Consider the following 23,939-nt stretch of genomic DNA (forward strand, 5'->3'; position numbering starts at 1 on the left):
ACCCGGGCACATCCGGTACACGGGCGATGCTCCGCCGTGCGCACCGCGCCGGACGCCGCGAGCTGTCCGGCGAACCGGTCCGGCCATCAGCACTAGACGGTGGGCGTCGGTTCGGCGTGCGGCGTCTCGGCCGGGCCTTCGGCGACCGTGCCGGTGCCGTCGCTGTCGCCGGCGCCCAAGGTTTCCGTCGGCACGGGCGTGGGCTCGCCCGTCGGCGTCGGGTCGGGGGCCGGCGTGGTCGGCGGGTCGGCCGGCTTGGTCGGAACCGGGTCGGTCACGCCGGTGCCCGGGTCCGGTGTGGCCCGGGTCGCGGTAGGCGAGGGGCGTGCCGTCGCGCCACGTCGGCCGGGTTCGGCGGTCTCAGCGCGTTCGACGGCGCTGGCATCGGGCGAGGGGGACGTGGCCTCGTCGGCCGTCGGCGCGCTGCCCGGGGCGGTGGTGCCGGTGCCGGTGGCCGGGTCCGACTGCTCGGGCAGCGGCGGGGTGTCGACCTGCCCGGCCGACGGATCCTGCTTCTGGCCCGGTACGGGCAGCCAGGGCGCGTTGGAGTTGCCCGACAGCAGCGTGGCGACGATGACGACGGCGTAGACCCCGCAGGCCAGGGCGATGACTATGCCGATCCGGCGGAAGCGGCGGCTGCGGCGGCCCGACTCGTCGACGAAGACCGGCCGGTCGGCGGGGGCCGGGCCCACGCCGATACCTTCCTCGACCCGGCGCACGAACCCGTCGCCGAGTTGTACGGCGTCGAGCTGGATGGTGACCTCGTGCGGGTCATGGGTGTGCCCGGCGGGGCCGGGGGTCCCGGCCGGGTCGTGGGCGCGCCCGACCGGGTGGGCGTCCTCCTGCCAGGGGTCGCGGACCGCGTTCCGGGACTCGGTGCCCGAGTCGAACGAGTCGAACGAGTCGGCCTCGCCCTCGCTCTGCCGGGGGATGCCGCGCAGTATCTCCGTACCGGCGTGCAGCCGGTAGTCGCTCGCCCAGTCGTCACCGTCGCGCACCTGGGTGACTCTCCGGTTCCGGACTCTGCCGTTCGCAGGGAGTTCCCCGGTCGCCGCCGCGGCCTCGGGCCACTCGGGTTGGGCGTCTTCTCGCCAACTTGTCACACGCACGCACTTCCCCCCACGGGATGGTTCGGGTGCGCGTACGACCTGAACACCCGTCGTCGGATCGGGCCCCCACCCGTCCGAGCGCCCCCTATTACCACACCGTGCTCAGGCATTGAATGTAGCGCACGGAAAGGTTGTGTGTGAGCGCGGGTAGCGAATCGTGTCAGTCGTGAGACGTCATGAGGACATCGTCACCGGCCGGAATCCATCCCCCGGAGGGCCGCCGCAGCCATCCCTCCTCGGCGGCGAGACGGGCCGCCGCCTGCCGCAGCGCGTCGAACGCGGGGTGCCTCAGGCCCTTGCGCCACACCAGGGACAGGGGGGACAGCGGCACGGGGTCGATCAGGGGCCGCAACACCGTCGACGGCAGGGCCGGGAAGCCCACGACGGCCAGGATCGGGTTGCGCGTTCTGGCCATGACCCGCTGGAACTCCTCCTCGCCGACCGCCAGCGGCGCGGGTGGCGCGATCTCGATGCCCCGGCCCTCGAACAGCAGCCTGGCGAGGCCGGTCCACTCCGGCGTGCGCGGATTCCCGGCGCCCGCGTAGACGGTCTCGCCGGCCAGCTCGGCGAGCGGCACCGCCTCCAGAGCGGCCAGCCGGTGGTCCTCGGGCAGCACGACCGCCATCGGCTCGTACCGCACGGGCAGGTGGCCGAGCCCCGCCCGCAGCGCCGGGTCCAGCCCGGCGAACCGTCCGAACGACGCGTCCAGCCGGCCAGCGAGCAGCTCACCGGCGGCTCCGGTCAGGCCGCTCTCGTAGCGGGCCATCAGTTCGTGGCCCGGCGCGAGCTCCCGCGCCCGGTGCAGCACGCGGCGGGCGGTGACCAGGCCCGGGGAGTTGAGGTCGACCAGCAGGGGCCGTGCCTGGTCGAAGGCGGCGAGCAGCTCGTCCTGCGCCCGGAGCACCCGACGGGCGTACGGCAGCAGCCGCTCCCCGTCGGGTGTCAGCGTCACCTGCCGGGTGGTCCGCACGAACAACTCGGCCCTCAGCTCCCGCTCCAGCCGCCGCACGTCCCGGCTGAGCGCCTGCTGAGCCACATGCAACCGCACGGCGGCCCGCGTGAAGTGCAGTTCCTCGGCAACGGTGACGAAGGCCCGCAGCAGACGGGGCTCGAGGTGGGCAGGCATGCGGTGAACCTACAGCGGCGGACGCCGGGAGCGCCGGGCCCCGGGGGCCCGGCGCTCAGGGGGCGGTATCTCTGGCCTCACGGGCGGGTGTTCTTCGGGAACCTTTCCGTCTCGCCCGGCTGAACCTCCGCGCCCTTGAAACCCTCCGCGCCCCTCTGGCCCTCCACGCCGGCCGGCGCCGGAGCCTGTCCCACTCGGTGACGTGGGAGCGAGCGCATCGGCGGGCGGGTCAGGGTGATCTGGCGCACCACCTGCTGGAAGCAGGCGAGGGCGGCGAGGCCGGGCAGGGCGGCCGCCGCGGTGCCGAGGATCGTCCGCGGCGCCTGGACGACGCACAGCAGCACGGCGATGCACGAGAAGACCACCACCACACACCACGAGTGCACCGCACGGCGCTGGTGCAGGGCGGCCCGCAGGACGGACAGGGAGCCCACCAGCCACGGCCCGTACACCAGCAGGGGCCACCAGGTGCGCAGGCCCCGCGCCGCGGGGGACACCGCGACCAGACGCAAGGGGTCGTAGGCGACGATGCCGCTCAGGAGGCTCACGGCGGAGGCGATGACGGCCGCCAGGGCGGCGACGAGGAAGCTGGTGGTGCGCAGTACGCGCGGGGCCTTGCGGGTCCGGACCTTGCGGTGACGCCGGGGGACCTCCCGCACGGGCGGCAGCTCCTCGGTGATGTCCTGCAGCCGCCGCATGTGGGTGCCCGGGACGGAGACCGGCGCCGGCTCCGCGGCCTCGGCCGGGTCCTCGTCACGGGGAGCGGGGATCCTCGCCGCCTGCTCCCCGAGGGCCTCCTCGAGGATGAACGCCAGTTCCTCGGCGGGGTCCCAGGTCGGGTCCGGCGGTGTCAGGGGAGTGATGAAATCCCGGGCCGGAGCCCGGTGCCGGCCAGTGCCCTCGACTTTGTCGTACATGGCGTAACCCGACTATTTCGAAAGCGCGAAAGCCGGCCAATCCGTCGCACTGATCCATCGCCGGGCGAGATCCTTTTCCAGTGCACTCATGGCGTCGATGAAGTCGCGGAGCACCGGCTCGGTCACCTGCAAAGCAACTGGGCAACCGCCTCTGGTGAGCGTGCCGTTGACTGTCGCCGACGAGTGCGCTGGTGCTGGAATGTAGGTATACGGGCCGAGCGTTACCGCCCAGCCGTCTTTCCTGGTCGCCTCGGTCATGTACCCACTAACCGTCGGCCCACTTCGGCGGATGCGCGGCAAACGAGTGAAGGATTTTCCCGAATGAACATCTTTTCCACGCGCCATGAGGAGCATTAGGAATCTCCATATCTCTGTATGAAGAACAGGGAGCGAATGTTTCCGGCCATGAGGTTTCGGCCTTCCGGCCATGGATCCACAACCCAGGTGCGTGACTGCGCGCGGAACAGGTGTTGGACCGCTTGATCGTCCCCGGGCGACGGTGGACGCATGCCGCACCTCTCCCCGTACCGCCGCCTGTTCCGCCTGCCGGGCGCCCGCGCGTTCACCGCCGGGAACCTCATCGCCCGGCTGCCGATGGGCATGTTCAGCATCAGCGCGGTCGTGATGATCGCCGGGACCCGGGGCTCGTACGCCCTCGCCGGTGCCGTCACGGCGACGGGACTGGCGGCGACCGCACTGGTCGCGCCCTGGATCGCGCGGCTCGTCGACCGGCACGGCCAGGCCCGGATCGCCCTGCCCGCCACGGTGATCGCCGTCCTCGGCTCCCTCTCCCTGCTGCTGTGCGTGCGCCACGACGCCCCCGACTGGACCCTGTTCGCCTCCTACGCCGCGACCGCCACGACCCCCAACACCGGCGGGATGGCACGGGCCCGCTGGGCGCATCTGCTGGGCGGCGACCCGAAGGCACTGCACACCGCCAACTCCTTCGAGCAGGCGGCGGACGAGCTGTGCTTCATGCTGGGCCCGGTGCTCGCGGCCTTCCTGTGCGGGACCTTCTTCCCGGAGGCGGGCACCCTCGTGGGCGCGGTGCTGTTGCTGACCGGCATGGTCCTGTTCACGACCCGGCGTGCGACGGAGCCCCCGGTCGGCGCGCGCATACCCGGCAAGGCGCCCCTGCGCGCCCCCGGCATCCCCCCGCTGCTCGCGGTCTGCCTGGCGATGGGCGGCATCTTCGGCGCGACGGAGGTCGTCACACTGGCGTTCGCCGACGCGCAGGGGCGGCAGTCGGCCGCCGGTGCCATCCTCGCCCTCCAGGCCGCGGGCTCCTGCGTGGCGGGCCTGCTGTACGGCGCCGTGAAGCCCGGCGGACCGGCCGAGGCCCGGCTGTCCCGGTGCGTGGCGGCGATGGCCGCGCTGCTGACCCTGCCGCTGCTGGCCGCGGCCCTCACCGGTTCGCTCCTCCTCCTGGCGGCCACGCTGCTGGTGGCCGGGATGGCGACGGCCCCGACGATGGTCACGACCATGACGCTGGTCCAGCAGCGCACCCCCGAGGGGCGGCTGAACGAGGGCATGACCCTCGCGGTGACCGGCCTGCTCGGCGGCATCGCCTGCGGCAGCGCGATCGGCGGCTGGACCGTGGAGCACCTCTCGCCGACGGCGGGCTTCGCGGTACCGGTGACGGCAGCGGCCATGGCCCTGACCCTGTCCCTGCGCCCCGTTTCGAATCGCTTCACCGAGTGCCCCGCGCCCCATTGACGCCCTTACGCACCCCGCATACGTTCGACCGTCGAAGCGCTTCGACGTCATGCGCCGGGAGAGTAGGGAACCCCCACATGAAGTTCACCGACGGCTACTGGCTCCTGCGCGAGGGCGTCACCGCGGCCCACCCGGCCCAGGCCCTCGACGTCACCGAGTCGGACGGCGCACTGGAGATCCACGCCCCGACCCGGCCCGTCCGCTCCCGCGGCGACCTGATGACCGGCCCGGTCCTCACGGTCAGGGCGCACACCCCCATGCCGGACGTCATCGGCCTGACGCTGACGCACTTCACCGGCGGACCGCCCCGCGGCCCGGAATTCGAGCTCACGGCGTCGGACACCACCGCGGAGATCGCGTACGACGACGAGCACGCGACCCTGACCTCGGGCGACCTGTCGGTCCGGCTGGCCCGGGGCGGCCCCTGGCACGTCGAGTTCCTCGCGCACGGCCGCACGCTCACCAGCAGCGGCCACAAGAACGCGGGCATCATGCGGGACGCCTCGGGCGCGCACCACCTGCGCGAGCAACTGGTCCTGAAGGTCGGCACCTCCGTCTACGGCCTCGGTGAGCGCTTCGGCCCGCTGGTGAAGAACGGCCAGGTCGTCGACGTCTGGCAGGCCGACGGCGGCACGTGCAGCGAACAGGCCTACAAGAACGTGCCCTTCTACCTCACGGACGCGGGCTACGGCGTCTTCGTCGACCACCCGGGCAAGGTGTCCTTCGAGGTCGCCTCGGAGGTGGTCTCCCGGGTGCAGTTCAGCGCGGAGACACAGGAGCTGACGTACTACGTCATCCACGGCCCCACCCCGAAGGAGATCCTCCGCAAGTACACGGCCCTGACCGGCCGTCCGGCCCTGCCGCCCGCCTGGTCGTTCGGCCTGTGGCTGTCGACGTCCTTCACGACCTCCTACGACGAAGAGACGGTGACGTCCTTCATCGAGGGCATGAAGGAGCGTGAACTGCCGCTGTCCGTCTTCCACTTCGACTGCTTCTGGATGCGGGAGTTCAACTGGTGCGATTTCCGGTGGGATCCACGGGTGTTTCCCGACCCCGAGGGCATGCTGGCCCGGTTGAAGGCCCGTGACCTGCGCGTCTCCGTGTGGATCAATCCGTACATCGCCCAGCGCTCCCCGCTGTTCGCCGAGGGCAAGGCGCTCGGGCATCTGCTGAAGCGCCCGGACGGAGGTGTCTGGCAGTGGGACATGTGGCAGCCCGGCATGGCCCTGGTCGACTTCACGTCACCGGCCGCCCGCGACTGGTACGCCGGCAAGCTGGAGACACTGCTCGCACAGGGCGTCGACTGCTTCAAGACCGACTTCGGCGAACGGGTGCCCCTCGACGTGGTCTGGTCCGACGGCTCGGACCCGGAGCGGATGCACAACTACTACACCTACCTGTACAACCGCACGGTCTTCGAGGTGCTGCGCGAGCACCGCGGCGAGCAGGAGGCCGTCCTCTTCGCCCGCTCGGCGACGACGGGGAGCCAGCAGTTCCCCGTGCACTGGGGCGGCGACTGCGAGGCGACGTACGAGTCGATGGCGGAGTCGCTGCGCGGCGGTCTGTCCCTCGGCCTGTCGGGCTTCGGCTTCTGGAGCCATGACATCGGCGGCTTCGAGGGCACCCCCACCCCGGCCCTGTTCAAGCGCTGGCTGGCCTTCGGACTGCTCTCCTCCCACAGCCGCCTGCACGGCAGCAGCTCCTACCGCGTGCCCTGGCACTTCGACGAGGAGTCGGTCGAGGTGGCCCGCCACTTCACCCGGCTGAAGCTCCGCCTCATGCCTTACCTGTACGAGACCGCCCGCACGGCCCACACCGAGGGCCTGCCCGTGATGCGGGCCATGGTGCTGGAGTTCCCGGACGACCCGGGGTGCGCGCACCTGGAACGGCAGTACATGCTCGGCCCGGACCTGCTGGTCGCCCCGGTGTTCGGCGACGACGGCGACGTCACGTACTACGTCCCCGAGGGCACCTGGACCCACTTCCTCACCGGCGAGACGGTGACCGGCCCGCGCTGGGTGCGCGAGCGCCACGGCTTCCTGAGCGCGCCCCTGCTGGTGCGGCCCGGCGCGGTGATCCCGGTCGGCGCGCGGGACGACCGGCCCGACTACGACCACGCCGACGGGGTGACACTGCGGGCGTACGGCCTGCGGCCCGGCGACGAGGTGACGGTGCCGGTCGGGGACGTGACCTTCACGGTCGTCCGGGAGGGGAACCGGCTGCGGGCCACGTGCGGCACGCCGGCAGCCGCCTGGACCCTGGCCGCGGGCGAACGCGAGGTCCAGGCCCCGCCCGGTACGGCTCTCCTCTTGCTGGAGCTGGACTGATGGTCAAGATCACGGACGTGGCGCGCCGGGCCGGGGTCTCCCCCAGCACCGTCTCCTACGCGCTGAGCGGCAAGCGTCCGATCTCCGACGAGACCCGGCGGCGCGTCGAGGCGGCCGTCCGCGAGCTGGGCTACCGCCCCCACGCGGGCGCCCGGGCCCTGGCCGGCGGCGAGCCGAACGTCCTGGCCCTCGCCGCGCCGCTGCGCCCCGGCGTGCAGGTCCCGGTGGTGATGCGGCTGGCCGTGTCGGTGGTGACGACGGCCCGGGCCCACGGCCACGACGTCCTGCTGCTCACCCAGGATGAGGCCGAGGTGGGACTGAGCCGTGCCCTGGGCACGGACTCGGTGGCCGGGCTGCTGCTGACGGACGTCGAGCTCGACGATCCCCGCCTGCCCCGGCTCCGCGCGCTGGACCGCCCGTCGGTCCTGATCGGCCTTCCCACGGACCCGCACGGTCTGACCTGCGTGGACCTCGACTTCAGGGCGGCGGGAGAGGCGTGTGTGAACCATCTGGCGGAGCTGGGCCACCGCAGGATCGCCCTGGTCGGCTCACCCCCGGAGGTCTACCTCCGCGGAACGGCCTACGCCCACCACCTCATGCGGGGCTTCACCGCCGCCGCCACCCGCCGCGGCCTGGTCACGTCCGTCCACCCGGGCGACCCCGACCCCGCCACGGCCCCAGCCCTCGCCGAGCGGCTGCTGCGCGAACACCCCGCCCTCAGCGCCGTGGTGATGCACAACGAACCCCTTCTGGAACCGTTGATCCACGCGTTCCGGCGGCTCGGCCTGCGGATCCCCGGCGACCTGTCGGTCATCGCCGTCTGCCCCGACGACCTCGCGACGACGCCCGGCCTCCCGGTCACGTCCGTGTCCCTCCCGGCCGACGAGCTGGGCACCCGCGCGGTGGAGCTCCTGATGCGGAAGCTGCACGGCACCCCGGTACCGCAGACGACGCTGCTGCCCCCGCACCTGACGGAACGGGCCAGCACGTCACGCCGGGGGCCGGCCTAGGGCAGGTCGTGTCCGAACGGGAGGCCCCCGAACTGGCCGGACCGGAGCCGGGGGCTTCATGACAAAGGCCCCGCCGCTCGAAAGCGACGGGGCCTTTGCCCACATGGGATGAGTGGAGATGGCGGGAATCGAACCCGCGTCCAACGGTGCAGAATCAGGGCTTCTCCGTGTGCAGTTCGCTGTGATTTTCTCGGCCCCGGCGATCACGCGAACAAGTCGCCGACGGGCCCAGTCACTGTTTGGTTTCCCATCGAGCCCCGTGACCGGGCTCGATGGTTTAGTTCCCTAGATTATGCCAGGATCCGGGCCGGGAACACTCCCGGGCTGACACCCATTTAGGGTCCTTCACTCACTGCTTATCAGGCAGCGAGGGCGAAGGACTGGGAATCGCGCTTAGTAGTGGCGATTATTTTTTGCGACATATGGTTTACGAGATCATTGCCGCTTCCTCGACACGCTTCCCCTGCTTCGACAGCCGCTGTCGAAACCGATCATCCCCATGTTGTGTTGACAATCCCTCCGGAGAGGGGCGCGCACCCGCTGTGGGGTGCAGGCACCATCGTACGTGACCAACGCAGGTCGGTGCCAGCGTATTCCCTACGCCCCGCGCTGCCTCCGCTTCACCGCCGCGATCGCGCGGTCGGTCTCCCGCCGGTCCTGCTTCTCGCGGAGCGTCTGGCGCTTGTCGTACTCCTTCTTGCCCTTCGCCAGCGCGATCTCGACCTTGGCCCGGCCGTCCTTGAAGTAGAGCGCCAGGGGCACGATGGTGTGACCCGTCTCCCCCGTCTTCGACTCCAGCTTGTCGATCTCGGCACGGTGCAGCAGCAGCTTCCGCTTGCGCCGGGCGCTGTGGTTGGTCCACGTGCCCTGGCTGTACTCCGGCACGTGCACGTTGTGCAGCCACGCCTCGTTCCCGTCCAGCTGGACGAAGCCGTCGACCAGCGACGCCCGCCCCTGGCGCAGGGACTTCACCTCGGTCCCGGTGAGGACCAGGCCGGCCTCGTAGGTGTCGATGATGAGGTAGTCGTGCCGCGCCTTCTTGTTCTGCGCGATCAGCTTGCGCCCTTTTTCCTTAGCCATAGTGCCGACCATTTTCGCACTACGGAGGGGCTCTGCGGAAAGTCGATTACGAGGGGCTCGCGAGGCCGCGCAGCACGGCCTGGGCCCGCTGGAGGGCGTCCTCGTCGGTTTCCAGGTCGGGCGTGATGCCCCGGCCGTCGACTCCGCGGCCGGAGGGGGTGCGGTAGTGCCCGACGGTGAGCTCCGCCACGGAGCCGTCGGGCAGCCGGCTCGGCATCTGGACCGAGCCCTTGCCGAAGGTGCGGGAGCCGACGACGAGCGCCCGCCCCCGGTCCTGCACGGCACCGGTGAGCAGCTCGGCCGCGCTCATCGTCCCGCCGTCGACGAGCGTGACCAGGGGCCGGGTGGTGTCGCCGCCGGGCTCGGCGTGCAGGGCGCGCTGCTCGCCGTCGACGTCGTAGGTGGCGACCAGGCCGCCGTCGAGGAAGGCGGAGGCGGCGGTCACGGCCTCGGTGACCAGGCCGCCGGAGTTGCCGCGCAGGTCGAGCACGATCCCGGCGCCGCGCGGGGCCCGGCGGACGGCGGCGCGGACCTGGTGGCCGGAACCCTTGGTGAAGGTGGCGACCTTGATGACGGTGACCCGGCCGGCGAGTTCCCGGACGGTGACCGAGTCGGTGGACAGCTGGGCCCGGCGCAGCGTCTGGGTCCAGGCGCGTGAGCCGCGCTCCAGGCCGAGGCGGACGGCGGTGCCGGCGGGGGCGTCGGTGGCGTCCCCGCGCAGTAAGGAGACGACCTCGGTGACGGGCCGGCCGTCGGTCTTCTCGCCGTCGACGCTGCGCAGCAGGTCCCCGGGGCGGATCCCGGCGATGGCCGCGGGCGAGCCGGCGCGCACCTTGGTCACCTCGACGCGGCCGTCCCGTTCGCTGCGGGCCCAGAGGCCGACGCCGGTGTACTGGCCGTCGAGGGCCTCCTCGAACTCCTCGTACTCGCCCCGGGAGTAGACGGCGCCCCAGCGGTCCCCGCTGCGGCTGACGGCGCGCTTCGCGGCCTCCATCGGGGACGTGCCGTCGGCCATGGCCTCCTCGGCCGCCCGCGCGACGTCCGTCCGGGGCCCGGCGGGGCGGGCCGAACGGACCTTGTCCGGCGCGGAGTTCCGGTCGTCCTGCGGCAACGCCCCCGTGGCCGCACCGGCGACGAGCACACTCGCGAACACCAAGGTCAGGGCGGCCCCGCGGCGGATGCGACGGGGCTGACAGAACGGGTCACGACCTGACATGCCGGTGAGTCTAGGACAAGAGGAAGGGCCGTACGGTCGGTTGACCGCACGGCCCCTCTTGGCATGCGTCACACCTTCAAGTACTTGCGCAGCGCGAAGAACGCGGCCAACGCGGGCATCAGGAGGCTCGTGGCGAGGATGAGCGGCAGCTTCGTGAGGACGGCGTCCCAGCCGATGAAGTTGATCAGTGTGAGCTGATCGGCCAGGGCAAGTCCGTGGTCGATGATGAAGTACCGGGCGGTCAGCAGGAAGGCGCACGCGACCGTGCCGCCGATGAGTCCGGCGACCGCGGCCTCCATGATGAACGGCGCCTGGATGTAGAAGCCCGAGGCGCCGACCAGGCGCATGATGCCCGTCTCACGCCGCCTGCTGAACGCCGAGACGCGCACCGTGTTGACGATCAGCATCAGGGCGACGACCAGCATCAGCGCCATCACCGCGCGCGCGGCCCAGTTCATGCCCTCCAGCAGCTTGAAGAGGTTGTCCAGGGTCTCCTTCTGGTCCTGCACCGACTGCACGCCGTCCCGGCCGTTGAAGGCGGTGGCGATGACCTGGTACTTCTCCGGGTCCTTCAGCTTGATGCGGTACGACTCCTGCATCTGGTCCGGCGTGAGGGAGCTGGCGAGCGGGGAGTCGCCGAACTGCTCCTTGTAGTGCTTGTACGCCTGGTCCTGCGACTCGTACGTGACCGTCTGGACGACGCCCATCTTGCCGAGGTCGGCCTTGATCTGCTTCTTCTGGTCGTCGGTCACCGCGCCCTTGGCGCAGTTGGGGTCGGACTCGGCGTCGCTCTTGTTGCAGAGGAAGATCGAGACGTTGACCTTGTCGTACCAGTAGCCCTTCATGGTGTTGACCTGGTCGCTCATCAGGAGCGACCCGCCGAACAGGGCGAGCGAGAGGGCGACGGAGACGACGACGGCGAACGTCATCGTCAGGTTGCGGCGGAGACCGACACCGATCTCCGACAGGACGAACTGGGCGCGCATGGCGACTGGTTATGCCTTTCCGTGGATCTCGGGTGCGGTATCAGTGCTGGTAGCCGTAGACACCGCGGGCCTGGTCGCGCACGAGGCGGCCCTTCTCCAGTTCGATGACGCGCTTGCGCATCTGGTCCACGATGTTCTGGTCGTGGGTGGCCATCACCACGGTCGTGCCCGTCCGGTTGATGCGGTCGAGCAGCTTCATGATGCCGACGGAGGTCTGCGGGTCGAGGTTGCCGGTGGGCTCGTCGGCGATGAGCAGCTTCGGCCGGTTGACGAACGCCCGCGCGATCGCGACGCGCTGCTGCTCACCACCGGACAGCTCGCCGGGCATCCGGTCCTCCTTGCCGCCGAGCCCGACGAGGTCGAGCACCTGGGGCACGGACTTGCGGATCTCGCCGCGCGACTTGCCGATGACCTCCTGCGCGAAGGCGACGTTCTCGCCGACCGTCTTGTTGGGCAGCAGGCGGAAGTCCTGGAAAACCGTCCCCAGCTGGCGCCGCATCTGCGGGACCTTCCAGTTGGAGAGGCGGGCGAGGTCCTTGCCCAGAACGTGCACCTGCCCGTGACTGCACCGCTCCTCGCGGAGGATCAGCCGCAGGAAGGTGGACTTTCCGGAGCCGGAGGACCCCACGAGGAACACGAACTCGCCCTTCTCGACCTCCAGGGAGACATCCCTGAGGGCGGGGCGGGTCTGCTTGGGGTAGACCTTGGAGACATTGTCGAATCGGATCACGGATGCACCACGGGTCGCCGGGGGTAGATGAGCGTGACCATACGCGAACCGGGTAGGGCACCGCAGTCACCGGTCGCGGTTGCGCATCGGTTGTGCCGTTTTGTACGCCCCCGGCAACGCGGGGACCTGCACGGTCGGCCCCATGGCCCGCAGCGGAGGGAATCCGCGCGACCACCCCTTCGGGAGCGAGCCGCGCACCCTCCGCGGGAACCTGGCAGAGTAGAGGGGGGAACATTCCCGTCCCCCCACACGTTGGAACCGTGGATACCGGCGCAAGGAGGGCAAGCGCATGACGTACGACCGGCTGGTGTGCGCGAACTGCGCGTCCCCCGTGAACGAGGGCCGTTGCGCCGTGTGCCGCGCGAACCGCGAGCGGCTGCAGCAGGAGAACTTCTTCGCGGGTCTGAACCCGATGGCGCTGATCGCACTGCTGACGGTGCTGATCGCGGCGGTGGCCCTCTTGGCGCACCAGACCGCGTAAGGGCGCGGCAGCCGCCTTCCCGGACATGGCCGAGGGCCCGGAGCGTTTCGCTCCGGGCCCTCGGTGTTGCGCTGAGCGCACGGTCCGTACGGACGCGCCTACCGTCAGGCGGCAGCCCCGCCGCGGCCGCCCACGAGGCGCGGCAGCAGACGGAAGCCGACACCGCCGGCGATCATCGTGGCGGCGCCGATCACCAGGAAGGTGGTCTGCGCGGCACCCGTCTCGGCGAGCTCCTCACCACTGCCCTGCGCCTGCGCCTGCGGGGCCGGGGTGGAGTCCGAGCCGATCTCGGTGAGGGAGGAGGAGCCCTCCTCCTGCGGCGAGGTGCCGCCGTCGGGGTCGGCGTTGTTGCCGCCGCCGTTGTTGCCACCGTTGGCGTTGCCGCCACCGTTGCCACCGCCGTTGCCGTTCCCGTTGCCCGGGTCGGTCGGGGCGACGGTCGGGTCCTCGGTCGGCTCGGTGGGCTCCTCGGTGGGCTCGGTCGGCTCCTCCGTGGGCTCCTCGGTCGACGGCGGGTCCGTCGGGAGGCTGGTCGGCGGGTCGGTCGGGAGCTCGGTCGGCGGGTCGGTCGGCGTCGGGGCCGGCGACTCGTCGGCGCACAGGATGCCGAGCAGGCAGTCCTCGGTCTCCGCTGCGGATGCGGCACCGGCGGCGGTCAGCGAGGCACCGGCGGCGATCACGGCACCGGCCGCTATCCGCGCGACACGGATCCGCGTCTTCTTCGTCATGTGGTTGCTACCCCCAGTAGCTCATCGTCATTAGGCAGCGCTCGGGGCTGTGCTCGACGGGGGAAGCTGCGGTGAAAGGCCCCCCGGTTCACATGCGCCCCAGAGACACGCATGCCGCGCTTTACCCTTCCCACTTTTCAAGAACACGTCAAGGCCGTTTGCAGCCGCCATGTCCAACTACGGGGGCTATGCCGGGAGTCTGAGCCTGTGAGTGTGATGTAAAACCCAGACATGCGGGCACAGAAAAGGCAACTGCCGCCCAGGAAGCGGCAGTTGCCTTGTCGACAAACTTACTTCTCCTGCTGCTTGCGCCAGCGAATTCCGGCCTCGAGGAACCCGTCGATCTCGCCGTTGAACACGGCCTCGGGGTTGCCGACCTCGAATTCGGTGCGCAGGTCCTTCACCATCTGGTACGGGTGCAGCACGTAGGAACGCATCTGGTTGCCCCAGGAGCTCCCGCCGTCCTTGAGGGCATCCATCTTGGCCCGCTCCTCCTGGCGCTGCCGCTCCAGCAGCTTCGCCTGGAGAACGTTCATGGCGGTCGCCTTGTTCTGGATCTGCGACCGCTCGTTCTGGCAGGAGACGACGATGCCGGTGGGGAGGTGGGTGAGGCGCACCGCGGAGTCGGTGGTGTTGACGCCCTGGCCGCCGGGGCCGGACGAGCGGTACACGTCCACCCGCAGCTCGGACTCGTCGATCTCGATGTGGTCGGTCTGCTCGACCACGGGGAGGATCTCGACGCCCGCGAAGGAGGTCTGCCGGCGGCCCTGGTTGTCGAAGGGCGAGATGCGCACGAGGCGGTGCGTGCCCTGCTCGACGGAGAGGGTGCCGTAGGCGTAGGGGACCTGCACGGCGAAGGTGGTCGACTTGATGCCGGCCTCTTCCGCGTAGGAGGTCTCGTAGATCTCGGTCTTGTAGCCGCGCTGCTCGGCCCAGCGCAGGTACATGCGCTGGAGCTTCTCGGCGAAGTCGGCGGCGTCGACGCCACCGGCCTCGGCACGGATGTTCACCAGCGCCTCACGGGAGTCGTACTCACCGGAGAGGAGGGTGCGGACCTCCATCTCGTCCAGCGCCTTCTTCACGGCGGCGAGCTCGGACTCGGCCTCGGCGCGGGTGTCCGGGTCGTCCTCCTCCTCGGCCATCTCGAAGAGAACGCCCAGGTCATCGATGCGACCGCGCAGGGCCTCGGCCTTGCGCACCTCGGCCTGGAGATGGGACAGCTTGCTGGTGATCTTCTGCGCCTCATCGGGGTTGTCCCAGAGGGACGGCGCGGCCGCCTGCTCCTCGAGCACGGCGATGTCTGCCCTCAGCTTCTCGAGGTCCAGAACGGCCTCGATCGACTCCATGGTCGAGGAGAGGGACTTGAGCTCTTCGGATACGTCGACGACTGCCACGCCCTCCAGCGTAACGGCTCCGCCCGGCGGCCATCGCCGGGCGGCCGGAGACGGCTGCTCAGGGGGTCTGCGGGGCGGAGTTCTTCGTGTCCTGGGGAGGTGCGCCGCCGTCGTCGTCCGACGTGGTCAGCCAGGCTCCGACACCGATCGCCGCCGCGAGGGCGACCGCGCCCGCTCCCAGGGCCACCCGGCGGCGCCGGGTGGCCGCGCGGTTGCGGGCCGAGCCCGGGCGGGGGGCACCCGGCGCGCGGGGCGCCCGGGCCGTCCCGTGGGCGCCGCCGGCCAGCTCGTCGGGGGCGGGGACGCGCATCGAGGTGTGGGTGTCCCGGTTGGAGTCGGCCGGCTTCGCGCCCGGCACCAGAGGGACCGCGCCCCGCCGCCGGACCCGCTCGCGGGCCGGTGCCGGTCCGGCGGGCTGTTCCTCGCGGTCGGCCTCCTCCGCGGAGTCGGTGTCCGGCTCGTCCACCTCCAGCGGGGGCATGCCCGCCAGCATCGGCAGCAGCTCCCGCAGCCGGGCGCCGAGCTCCGAGGCCCGCAGCCGCGAGGCCGGGGCCTTGGCCAGGCACTGCACCAGCAGCTGCCACAGCTCGTCCGGGATGCCGGGCAGCGGGACGACCGTCTCCGTGACGTGCCGGCGCAGGACCGCGCCCGGGTGGCCGCCGCCGAACGGGGTGAATCCCGCCAGCAGCTCGTAGAGGACCGTGGCGAGCGCGTAGATGTCGACGGACGCGCGCGGGGGCAGGCCCTCGACTATCTCCGGGGCGAGGTAGTCCGGGGTGCCGATGATCTTCGTGGCCTTGGTCCGGCGCGGAGTGTCGATGAGCTTGGCCACACCGAAGTCGGTCAGCAGCGCGCGGTGCGAGCCGCCGGGTCCGAGCGGGCCCTGCATGTCCAGGAGCACGTTCTCCGGCTTGACGTCCCGGTGCACGACACCCGCGGCGTGGGCGGCCGCCAGTCCGTCGGCGATGTCCGCCGCGATGGCGACGGCCGCCTCGGGGGCCAGGCGCCGGTCCCGTTCCAGCCGGGTCCGCAGATCCGTGCCGCGGACGAGGTCCATGACCAGCGCCAGGTCGTTGCCGTCGACGACCAGGTCGCGCACCGACACCACGTGCGGGTGCTCCAGGCCGAGCAGCGCCGTGCGCTCCTGCACGAAGCGCCCGACGAGTTCCTGGTCGGACGAGAGGTCCTCGCGCAGCAGCTTGATGGCGACGGGGCCTTCGGGGCCCTCACCCAGCCACACCGTGCCGGCGCTGCCCCGCCCCAGGATCTGGTGGGCGGTGTACCGGCTGCCGATCTTCCGTGCCAAGGCTGCTCCTACCGACGCGTGTTGTCGCTAAAACTACGCGTCCGGAGAGCCAACCTTCACCGTGGAGGCGTAAATCACCCGCCGGGTGTCGACAAATCACCAACCCCGCAGGGCGGTTCCGGTCAGTTCGTGCCGGAACCGCTCCCGCCGAGCTTCTCGAACCAGCCGGTCACGGTGCTGAACCAGTCGGTGAGCTGGTCCCAGTAGCCCTTGCCGGTGCCGATCCACTCCTGGAGCGGGCTCAGTTCCCAGACCAGCCAGCCGGCGACGAACAGGATGACGATCGTGAAGAGACATCCCTTCAGGCAGCCGAGCCCGGGGATCCGCATCCGGTTGGCACTGCGCTGCCTCGGCTGCCGGGGCTCGCGCTGCGGCGGCTGCGGCTGCTGGGGCTGGGCCGGCGGCGCGGGCGGGGCGTAGCGCTGCGGCGGCTGGGGCCGCTGGGGCTGGGGGGCGTACTGCTGGGGCTGCTGCTGCGGATGGCCGTAGCCGGGCCCGGGCGGGGGCGCCTGGCGGCGCGGGGGCTGCTGCTGCGGCTGCGGCTGCGGCCGGGCCACCTGGCGCTGGGGGCGGCGGCGCAGCGGGTCCTGGCCGGGGTCGAGGTACTGGACCTGCGTCTGTTCGTTGCGGTCGCGGGCGGCCCGCAGCTGGTTCTGCCAGGGGTGCGGGTCCTCGGGGCCGCCCTGCTGACCCTGCTGGCCGGGGTGACCGGGCGAGCCCGGCGGGACCGGCGGCATGACGGCGGTCGGGTCGGCCGCGCCCCGGTGGGGCATGACGGCGGTGGGGTCGGCGGCGCCGGCCGGACCGCCGGTGTGCGGCAGCACGCTGGTCGCGGCGTTCGGGTCGTACGCGCCCGCGTTCTGCGGGAGGACCTGGGTCGGGTCGGCCGCGCCGGGCGTGTCCGGCACCGGCGCGGGGGCCGGGTCGGGCACGAGGAGCATGCCGACGCCCTCGGCGGCGGCGATCTGCGCGGAGTTCGCGTGCACCCCGATGCCCTCGGCGACGACGCGCAGGCCGCGGGCGAGGTTCTCGGCGCTGGGCCGCTCGTCCGGGTTCTTGCGCAGGCAGCGCTCGATGACCGTCCACAGCGGGTCGGGGACGGTGGAGGGACGGCGCGGCTCGGCGCTCAGGTGCTGGTGCAGCACCTCCAGGGCGGAGCCGCCGGCGAACGGCGGGCGGCCGGTGACCAGCTCGTACAGCAGGATGCCGGCGCCGTAGATGTCGACGGCGGAGGTCTGCGGGCGGCCCTCGGCGGACTCGGGCGCGACGTACGCGGGCGTGCCGACGAACTCCTGGGTGCGGGTCAGTCCCGGGGAGTCGGCCAGCCGGGCGATGCCGAAGTCGGTCAGCAGCGGGTGCATCTGCCCGTCGTACTGCTGGAGCAGGACGTTGGCCGGCTTGAGGTCGCGGTGGACGACGCCGTCGGCGTGGCTGGCGGCGAGCGCGTCGGCGATCTGGGCGGTGAGCAGGGCGGCGGCGACCGGGGTGAACGGCCCGTTCTCCCGCAGGTAGCGGTGCAGGTCGGGGCCCTCGACGAGGTCCATGACCAGCGCCAGCAGCTCGCCCTCGACCACCAGGTCACGGACCCGGACGATGTTCGGGTGGGTCAGCCGGAGCAGGACGGAGCGCTCCCGGAGGAACCGCATGACGATGTCCGGGTCGCCGGCCAGCTCTTCCTTGAGGACCTTGATCGCGACGGTCTCGCCGGGCTGCCCCGGCACGGCCGCCTCGGCGCCCGCGGTCTCGCGCTGGCGGGCTCGCCAGACGGTGCCCGTGGCGCCGCGTCCGAGCGGCTCCTCGAGCAGGTACTTGCTGCCTACCGGCCGCACGTCATGCGCTCCCTGGTGCTTGCCTTGCCTGCTGGCCTGTCCGAACCACTGTAGTGCCGGGCGGCCGAGGACCGGAGTGTCGTCTTTCTGTGGGTCTTACGTTTCCGCTCTCACACTCGTTCGAAGGAAAGACGCTGACCTCGGTCTTGTGGTTGCCGGGAACGAACGTGACCGATCTCAAGCGGTCGCCCGTGGGTCATCTCTCAGGCACTTTTGCGGGCAGAGCCGACCAATCAAGATCACCTTTTCCCGAGAGACGGGCGCATTGTCAGTGGCAGGTGCGAGGATGCGTGCAGTACTGGCCGACGTGCTGGGGCGGGGTGGGGGACTCCGCGCCCGTGGCAGAAGGGACCGCTGACGGCGATGCAGATCCGGCTGACCGTCGTAGATCCGCTGGGCCCGTCGGCGCCGGCGCGGGACCGCGCCCCGCGCAGCGACGTGCTGGTCACGGCACCCGCCGGTACGGCGCTCGCGGCGGTGGCGTCGGCGCTGGCCCAGGTGGTCCTCGGCGGTGACGGCTCGGGCACGCCGGTGCTGTACGCCGGGGAGCAGCGGCTGGACGCCCAGCGCTGCACCCTCGGCGAGCCCCCGCTGACCGACGGCGCCGTGCTGTCCGTGGGCGCGCCCGGGGAGCCGGAGCCGCACCCCGAGCTGGACGACGCCCCGGCCCAGCTCCAGGTCGTCGCCGGACCCGACGCCGGCGGCGTCCATCTGCTGCACGGCGGCGAGATCCGCATCGGCCGCTCCGCCGACGCCGACGTGCCGCTGGACGACCCGGACGTCTCCCGGCTGCACTGCGCGGTGACGGTGAGCGCGGACGGCCGCGTCGAGGTCGCCGACCTGGACTCCACGAACGGCACGACGGTGGACGGCACGCGCGTGGGTGGCCGGGCGGTCCCCTTCGCGCCGGGTGCACTGCTGCGGATCGGCGAATCGGCCCTGCGCCTGGCTCCCGCCGGGGGGCCGGGCGCCCGGGTGGAGACGACTCCGGACGGGGAGGGGCACGTGCGCGTGCCCGGGCCCGCCGGGGGCGGGGCGGAATCCCCCGCACCCCCCGCGCGCGCGGCGGACCCGGGCCCCGCCGGGCCCCTCGGTCCCACGCATCACGCCCACGGCTCGGCGGCCTGGGGCGCGCCGGGTGCTTCGGAACACGGTTCCGCCGATCCGGCCGTGGTGCCGGGGCAGGGCGGGGCGCCGAGGATCGAGAGCGGAGGCGCGGGCGCTGAGTCCGAAGCGCCGCTGGGACGGGATCAGGGCGGCTGGACCCGCCTGGCGGGCAGCGGCGGCGAGGCCGACTCGGGAGGCGGCCCGAGCCAGATGCCGTCCCGGGGCGCCGGACGCGCGGCCCATGGAGGAGACCACCGGAGCGAGGCGCCCTCGCGAGGCACCGCAGACGCACCCCGCTCGGGAGCCAGCCGGAGCGAGGTGCCGTCCCGGGGCGCCGGGCGCGCGGCGCGCGCGGGAGACGACCGGAGCGAGACCCCCTCGCGAGGCATCGCGGACCCAGCCCACCCGGAAGGCAGGCGGAGCGAGACGCCGCCCCGGGACGCCGGGCGCGCGGCCCAGGGCGGGGACAACCGGAGCGAGGCGCCGGTCGCCGGCCCGCGCGATGGATCGCGGTCAGGGACCGCCGGTGCCGCGCAGGCTGCCGTCGGGTCTCACGGAGCACCCACCGGGCAGCGGGCCGCCGCTCAGGGGAGTGCCTTCGCGTCCCCGGCCGAGGCCGCGCGGCAGCGCGACGGGGCCCGGGCCGGGAGCGGCGCCGGGGACACACATGCGGGTCGTTCCGGGGCCGGGGCGTTCGGCGACACGGCCCCCGTCCGGCCCGCGACGGCGTACGACGCCACGGTCGCGGACGGCACCGGCCCTCATCCCTGGGGCCCGGACGGGTCGGTCTATCCCGCTGTTCCCGCCCGTGCCGTGGACCCGGCCCTCGCGGACGAGCCGGCCGGCCGGGGACGCAAAGGCACGCCCCTGCGCGGCACCGACGTGCCCCCGGGCACCCGCAGGCGCGGGGGGCTCGGCGCGTGGGCCCGGCGGCTGGCCGGAGGGCGTGGCGAGCAGGCGGCGCAGCCGCACGGGACGTACGAGGACGAGCCGGCCGCGGTCATGGCGGCGGAGCACCACCCGGTCGTCGTGCCGGCCGCGCCGGAGACCTGGCCGGACCCGGCCACCCTGCTTCTGACGGCGCTCGGGCCGGGGCCCCGGCTGTGGGAGCGCGACCCCGGCCACCCGGAGGCGCTCGCCGTACGCCTCGGTACGGCCGACCGGGCGGCGCCGGACGGCTCGGGTCTGCTGCCCGCCGTGCCCGTGACCGCCGGGCTGCGCGAGGTCGGCGCCCTGGGTCTTGCCGGGCCGCGGGCACGGCTGTCCGGGCTGGCCCGTGCCGTGCTGGCCCAGCTCACCGCGCTGCACTCCCCCGACTCGCTGGAGATCGTCCTGATCGCCGCGGACCGTGCCCGGTCCCTGGAGGAGCGCACCGCCGAGTGGTCCTGGCTGGGCTGGCTGCCGCACGTCCGCCCGGGGCACGGGCAGGACTGCCGGCTGCTCCTGGCCCACGACCGCGAGCAGGCCGCGGCCCGCACCGACGAGCTCACCCGCCGCCTGGAGGACCACCTCGCGGAGGCGGGTCCGGGCGCCGCCCCCGCCGGTACCGCAGGTCCAACGGTGGGCGCCTCGGTGCACGGCGGCGCACAGCCCACGGGTACCGGCCCGTCCCCGCGCCACTCCGTCCCGGCTCCCCGGCGCCCTTCCTGGGCCCGTGACGACGCATCCGCCCTCGACGCGACCGGTTCCTTCCCCGGCCCGTACACCGTGCTCGTCGTGGACGGCGACCCCGGCGGAGCCGACCTGCGCAAAGCCATCGCGCGGCTGGCGCTGGAGGGCCCCGGGGCCGGGATCCACGTCATCTGCCTGGCCGAGACGGCCGCCGCCTCCCCCGCCTCACCGGTGACGGAGACGTACGAGGCGGCCTGCTCGGCGGCACCGACCTTCCGGCAGTGCGGCGCGGTCGCGCTGCTCAGCGGGGACGTGGCGACGGCCCTGCGGCTGATGCGCGTGGCCCGGACCGGTGGCGAAGGGGCTCCGGCGGCGCCCGTCGGGCACGGCACCATCGCCACCGTCGACGCCGTCTCCGCGGCCTGGGCCGAGCGGTTCGCGCGGGCGCTGGCGCCGCTGCGGACGGACGGCCCGGCGAGCGACCGCCAGCCGCGCGTCTCCGCACCACTGCCGCAGGCGGCCCGGCTGCTCGACGAGCTGGGCCTGGCCCGGGCCACCCCGGCCTCGCTGATGGCGCGCTGGGCGGACGCGGCCGACGACGCCGACGCGCTGGGCGGACGCGTGCGCGCGGTGCTGGGCGCCGGGCCGCGCGGCCCGGTCTGCGCGGACCTCGCGGCCCAGGGGCCGCATCTGCTGGTCGAGGGCCCGCCGGGCAGCGGCCGTACGGAGCTGCTGCGGGCGATCGTCGCGTCCCTGGCCGCCGCCGAGCGGCCGGACCGCCTCGGCATCGTGCTGGTCGACGGCCGGGGCGGCCCGGGCGCGGGCGGCGGGCACGGCGAGGGACTGCGGGTGTGTACGGACGTACCGCATGTCACCACCCTGCTCATGGCGCACGACCCGGTCCGGATGCGGGAGTTCGCGCAGTCGCTGAGCGCCGAGCTGAAGCGGCGTGCCGAGCTGCTCGGGCGGTCCGACTTCGACGAGTGGCACACCGGGCGCGAGCTGTCGGGCCGTATGGTCGCCCAGCGCACGGCGACGGCACGGGGCGGCGCCCCGGCCCAGCTGCCCGCCTCGGGAGGCTCCGGCGACCTCGACTCGCCGTCCAGTTCCACCATTCGGCTGCGGCCCGGAGCGGCCCGCCGGCAGACGGAGGCGGCGGCGCCCCCGCTCCCCCGGCTCGTCGTGGTCGTCGACGACCTGGACGCGCTGGTCTCCCCGGCGCTCGGCTCGACCGGGCGGCCCGCGGCCGGGTCGGTGATGCGCGCCCTGGAGGCCGTCGCCCGGGAGGGCGAGCGGCTCGGCGTCCATCTCGTGGCGGCCACCGGTCCATGCCCCCGTACGGCGGAGACGGAACCGGCGCGCCGGGCCACCCTGCGGGTCGCGCTCGACGCCCCGGTCCCGGGCCCGGACGAAGCGGCCCCCGGCCGGGGCCGGCTGACCGGTGCCGACGGGCGGGTCACCCCGTTCCAGGGCGGGCGGGTCACCGGCCGGATCCCCCGCACGGCGACGCTGCGCCCCACGGTCGTGCCCCTGGAATGGCACCGCATGGGTGACCCTCCGGCCCGCCGTCCGGTGCGGGAGCTCGGAAACGGGCCGACCGACCTGGCACTGTTGGCCAGCGCGCTGGAAAGGGCGGCACGGGAGGTCGCGGCGGCGAAGGTGCCGTCGCTCCTGTAACCGGGTACGGCTGCCGGCCCCACGGCGTCATGGGGCCGCGTCCCTGGTCACGAGGGAGTCACGATCGCCCGCTTGACAGCCGACGCCATCTTGCCGCCCCCGCACACCCGGGCGTAGACCAGATCGCACGGGAGCGCGCTCGACGTTCGACGAGGAACGAAGAACGGGGCAGTCATGCGCATGACGAGCAGCACCATCCGGACACGCTGGTCGCCCGAGCGGGACAAGGCGACCCCCCAGCACCGCAGAGCCGCCAAGGCCGCGGCCGCCGTCGCCGCGGGAGCGCTCGCGCTCTCGCTCTCCGCCTGCGGAGGCAGCGACAAGGACACCAGTGGAAGCACGGGCGACAGCGAGGAGACCGCCAACAGCGTCAATCTTCCGAAGCTGGACGGGACGAGCCTGGAGATCGCCGCCGTGTGGAGCGGCACGGAACAGGCCAACTTCAAGAAGGTCCTGGCGGAGTTCGAGAAGCGCACGGGCGCCAAGGTCACGTTCGTGCCCGCACAGGACCCGATCATCAACTTCATCGGCTCGAAGGTGGCCGGCGGGCAGCCGCCGGACATCGCGATGCTGCCGCAGCCGGGCGCCATCAAGCAGGCCGTCGACCGCGGCTGGGCCAAGCCCCTCGGCACCGACGCCCAGAAGGAGCTCGGCGAGAACTACTCGCAGGGCTGGCAGGACATCGGCAAGGTCGGCGGCAAGCAGTACGGCGTCTACTACAAGGCCGCCAACAAGTCCCTGATCTGGTACAACAACCAGGTCTTCGAGAACGCCGGGGCGAGCGAGCCCGAGACCTGGCCCGATCTGCTCAACACCGCGCAGACGGTCTACGACTCCGGCGTCACCCCGTTCTCCGCCGGCGGCGCCGAGGGCTGGACGCTGACCGACTGGTTCGAGAACGTGTACCTCTCGCAGGCCGGGCCGGAGAAGTACGACCAGCTGGCCAAGCACGAGATCAAGTGGACGGACCCGTCCGTGAAGGACGCGCTGACCACGCTCGCGCAGGTCTGGGGCAAGCCGGACTACATCGCGGGCGGGGCGAACGGGGCGTTGCAGACCGACTTCCCGGCGTCCGTCACGCAGGTCTTCACCGGCGGGGACCAGCCCAAGGCCGCCATGGTGGCCGCGGGTGACTTCGCGCAGGTCAACATCCCGAAGAACATGAAGATCGGCACGGACGCGAAGGTGTTCCCGTTCCCGGCGGTCGGTGACAACGGACCGGTGGTCTCGGGCGGCGACGCGGCCGTGATCCTTCAGGACTCGAAGGGGTCGCAGGCCCTGGCCACCTGGCTCGCCTCGCCCGACGCGGCGCAGATCCAGGCCAAGCTGGGCGGCTACCTCTCGCCGAACAAGAACGTGCCGAACTCCGCGTACCCGAACGCGGTGCAGCAGAAGATCGCCAAGGCGCTCATCGACGCCGGTGACGACTTCCGCTTCGACATGTCCGACCAGGCCCCGCAGGCGTTCGGCGGGACGCCCGGCAAGGGCGAGTGGAAGATCCTCCAGGACTTCCTGAAGAACCCGAAGGACATCGCGGGCACGCAGGCGAAGCTGGAGACCGAAGCGGCCGCGGCGTACGGGAACTGACG

Annotated in this window: 18 protein-coding genes and 1 other RNA gene; 6 read left to right on the forward strand and 13 right to left on the reverse strand. The window is 72.6% G+C overall.

The window, feature by feature from the left end:
- Nucleotides 1-92: 92 nt before the first annotated feature.
- From ACFY9E_RS12025 to ACFY9E_RS12040, 4 genes are all read right to left on the reverse strand, one after another.
- Nucleotides 93-998, reverse strand: coding sequence for a hypothetical protein (locus ACFY9E_RS12025; RefSeq protein ID WP_390981873.1), 906 nt, complete (start codon nucleotides 996-998; stop codon nucleotides 93-95).
- Nucleotides 999-1,269: 271 nt separating this feature from the next.
- Nucleotides 1,270-2,235, reverse strand: coding sequence for a LysR family transcriptional regulator (locus ACFY9E_RS12030; protein WP_390981875.1), 966 nt, complete (start codon nucleotides 2,233-2,235; stop codon nucleotides 1,270-1,272).
- Between the two features lie 77 nt (nucleotides 2,236-2,312).
- Entirely contained in the window at nucleotides 2,313-3,152 is an 840-nt protein-coding gene (locus ACFY9E_RS12035) for a hypothetical protein (protein WP_390981878.1), read from the reverse strand.
- Between the two features lie 12 nt (nucleotides 3,153-3,164).
- A complete protein-coding gene (locus tag ACFY9E_RS12040) occupies nucleotides 3,165-3,410 on the reverse strand; it encodes a hypothetical protein (RefSeq protein ID WP_283973015.1) in 246 nt (81 codons plus the stop codon).
- A 249-nt stretch (nucleotides 3,411-3,659) separates the two neighbouring features.
- Here ACFY9E_RS12040 and ACFY9E_RS12045 point away from each other — a divergent pair, with 249 nt between their 5' ends.
- The 3 genes from ACFY9E_RS12045 to ACFY9E_RS12055 all read left to right on the forward strand — a co-directional run bounded on the left by ACFY9E_RS12045 (nucleotide 3,660) and on the right by ACFY9E_RS12055 (nucleotide 8,205).
- Nucleotides 3,660-4,868, forward strand: coding sequence for an MFS transporter (locus ACFY9E_RS12045; RefSeq protein ID WP_390981881.1), 1,209 nt, complete (start codon nucleotides 3,660-3,662; stop codon nucleotides 4,866-4,868).
- A gap of 77 nt (nucleotides 4,869-4,945) precedes the next feature.
- Entirely contained in the window at nucleotides 4,946-7,195 is a 2,250-nt protein-coding gene (gene yicI, locus ACFY9E_RS12050; RefSeq protein WP_390981884.1) for an alpha-xylosidase, read from the forward strand.
- A complete protein-coding gene (locus ACFY9E_RS12055) occupies nucleotides 7,195-8,205 on the forward strand; it encodes a substrate-binding domain-containing protein (RefSeq protein ID WP_390981886.1) in 1,011 nt (336 codons plus the stop codon). The genes yicI and ACFY9E_RS12055 overlap by 1 nt, the downstream gene beginning before the upstream one ends.
- 110 nt (nucleotides 8,206-8,315) lie before the next feature.
- Here ACFY9E_RS12055 and ssrA read toward each other — a convergent pair.
- From ssrA to ftsE, 5 genes are all read right to left on the reverse strand, one after another.
- Nucleotides 8,316-8,704, reverse strand: a transfer-messenger RNA (tmRNA) gene (gene ssrA / locus ACFY9E_RS12060).
- A 98-nt stretch (nucleotides 8,705-8,802) separates the two neighbouring features.
- Entirely contained in the window at nucleotides 8,803-9,285 is a 483-nt protein-coding gene (gene smpB, locus ACFY9E_RS12065; protein ID WP_030837684.1) for an SsrA-binding protein SmpB, read from the reverse strand.
- Between the two features lie 46 nt (nucleotides 9,286-9,331).
- Nucleotides 9,332-10,501 carry a S41 family peptidase gene (locus ACFY9E_RS12070; protein ID WP_390981889.1) on the reverse strand — a complete coding sequence of 390 codons (1,170 nt, stop codon included), beginning with the start codon at nucleotides 10,499-10,501 and terminating at the stop codon, nucleotides 9,332-9,334.
- 68 nt (nucleotides 10,502-10,569) lie between these two features.
- Nucleotides 10,570-11,487, reverse strand: a complete 918-nt coding sequence (ftsX, locus tag ACFY9E_RS12075) for a permease-like cell division protein FtsX (RefSeq protein ID WP_390981891.1) — start codon at nucleotides 11,485-11,487, stop codon at nucleotides 10,570-10,572.
- A 40-nt stretch (nucleotides 11,488-11,527) separates the two neighbouring features.
- Nucleotides 11,528-12,217 (reverse strand): cell division ATP-binding protein FtsE, encoded by a 690-nt coding sequence (gene ftsE, locus ACFY9E_RS12080; RefSeq protein WP_003990615.1) that lies wholly within the window; start codon nucleotides 12,215-12,217, stop codon nucleotides 11,528-11,530.
- 289 nt (nucleotides 12,218-12,506) lie between these two features.
- Here ftsE and ACFY9E_RS12085 point away from each other — a divergent pair, with 289 nt between their 5' ends.
- Complete coding sequence (locus ACFY9E_RS12085) at nucleotides 12,507-12,698, forward strand: hypothetical protein (RefSeq protein WP_352118143.1); 192 nt, start codon at nucleotides 12,507-12,509, stop codon at nucleotides 12,696-12,698.
- A gap of 104 nt (nucleotides 12,699-12,802) precedes the next feature.
- Here ACFY9E_RS12085 and ACFY9E_RS12090 read toward each other — a convergent pair whose 3' ends face one another.
- From ACFY9E_RS12090 to ACFY9E_RS12105, 4 genes are all read right to left on the reverse strand, one after another.
- Complete coding sequence (locus tag ACFY9E_RS12090) at nucleotides 12,803-13,426, reverse strand: hypothetical protein (protein ID WP_390981894.1); 624 nt, start codon at nucleotides 13,424-13,426, stop codon at nucleotides 12,803-12,805.
- 290 nt (nucleotides 13,427-13,716) lie between these two features.
- Complete coding sequence (prfB, locus tag ACFY9E_RS12095) at nucleotides 13,717-14,820, reverse strand: peptide chain release factor 2 (RefSeq protein WP_390981896.1); 1,104 nt, start codon at nucleotides 14,818-14,820, stop codon at nucleotides 13,717-13,719.
- 58 nt (nucleotides 14,821-14,878) lie between these two features.
- Complete coding sequence (locus ACFY9E_RS12100; protein ID WP_390981899.1) at nucleotides 14,879-16,126, reverse strand: protein kinase; 1,248 nt, start codon at nucleotides 16,124-16,126, stop codon at nucleotides 14,879-14,881.
- A gap of 122 nt (nucleotides 16,127-16,248) precedes the next feature.
- On the reverse strand, nucleotides 16,249-17,955 hold the full coding sequence (locus ACFY9E_RS12105; protein ID WP_390981902.1) for a protein kinase: 1,707 nt from the start codon (nucleotides 17,953-17,955) through the stop codon (nucleotides 16,249-16,251).
- Nucleotides 17,956-18,318: 363 nt separating this feature from the next.
- Here ACFY9E_RS12105 and ACFY9E_RS12110 point away from each other — a divergent pair, with 363 nt between their 5' ends.
- Nucleotides 18,319-22,350, forward strand: coding sequence for an FtsK/SpoIIIE domain-containing protein (locus ACFY9E_RS12110; protein WP_390981905.1), 4,032 nt, complete (start codon nucleotides 18,319-18,321; stop codon nucleotides 22,348-22,350).
- A 174-nt stretch (nucleotides 22,351-22,524) separates the two neighbouring features.
- Nucleotides 22,525-23,937, forward strand: a complete 1,413-nt coding sequence (locus ACFY9E_RS12115; RefSeq protein ID WP_390981908.1) for an extracellular solute-binding protein — start codon at nucleotides 22,525-22,527, stop codon at nucleotides 23,935-23,937.
- The last annotated feature ends 2 nt before the right edge of the window (nucleotides 23,938-23,939 follow it).

The sequence above is a fragment of the Streptomyces sp. NPDC012466 genome (genome assembly GCF_042955215.1).
Classification (GTDB): Bacteria; Actinomycetota; Actinomycetes; order Streptomycetales; family Streptomycetaceae; genus Streptomyces.